Raw genomic sequence first — 955 nt, 5'->3', positions numbered from 1 at the left:
TCCACCCGCTGCCGCAACCCCTTCAACCCACTCCCCGAACCAGACGACGCCAACTCCCGATCCAACGCCGCCGTCGGAGCCGAATTCCGCACCCTCAACCGCACCCGATCCGCCTCATACCGCACCTCCACCCGCACCCCACTCCCCGGCGCATGCTTCCGCACATTCGTCAACGCCTCCTGCACAATCCGATACGCCGTCCGCGCCACCACCGGAGACGACACCGAACGATCCCCCGACTCACTCAACACCACCTCAACCCCCACCGCCCGCGACTCCTCCACCAACACCGACAAACCCCAATCACCCACCCCCACACCACCGTCATCACCCACACCACCCACCAACCCCACCGCACTCTCCGGAGACCGCAACACCCCCACCAAATCCCTCAACTCCTCCAACGCCTGACACCCAGCCGCCCGCAAACCCTCCGCCTCCGCCCGCACCCGCTCATCCGAAGAAACCACCCGCAACGCCCCCGCCTGCAACACCATCAACGACACCCGATGCGTCACCACATCATGCATCTCCCCCGCAAGACGCACCCGCTCCTCCGCCCGCGCCCGCTCCGCCAACAAAAACTGCTCCCGCTCCGCCCGCTCAGCCCGCTCCGTCAACGCCACAATCAACCCCCGCCGCGCCGCCACATACATCCCCAACAACGCCGGCACCGCCGTCAACAACACCCCCGACGCCGCCACCGCGAACGACAACTCCCACAACCGCGTCGCCACCACAGTCAACACACCCGTCAACACCCACGCACCCCGCGGCCGCGACGAATACACCACCGCCGAATACGCCGCGAACGGCGCAGCCAACGGCACCCACACCCCCGACCCATCCACCGACGTCACCAACAACCCCGGCACCAACCACACCGACAACGACATCAACACCGCAGACACCGTCGCCACACCCAACACAAACAACGGCCACACCCGCCGCACCA

General features: G+C 66.9%; 1 protein-coding gene. It reads right to left on the bottom strand.

The window, feature by feature from the left end; genetic code table 11:
- A partial coding sequence (locus tag IE274_RS39130; protein WP_229910126.1) for a sensor histidine kinase occupies positions 1-955 on the bottom strand: 955 nt, incomplete at both ends.

It is taken from the genome of Streptomyces flavofungini (genome assembly GCF_014650815.1).
Classification (GTDB): Bacteria; Actinomycetota; Actinomycetes; order Streptomycetales; family Streptomycetaceae; genus Streptomyces; species Streptomyces flavofungini.
This window is presented reverse-complemented; position numbering and strand designations above follow the sequence as displayed.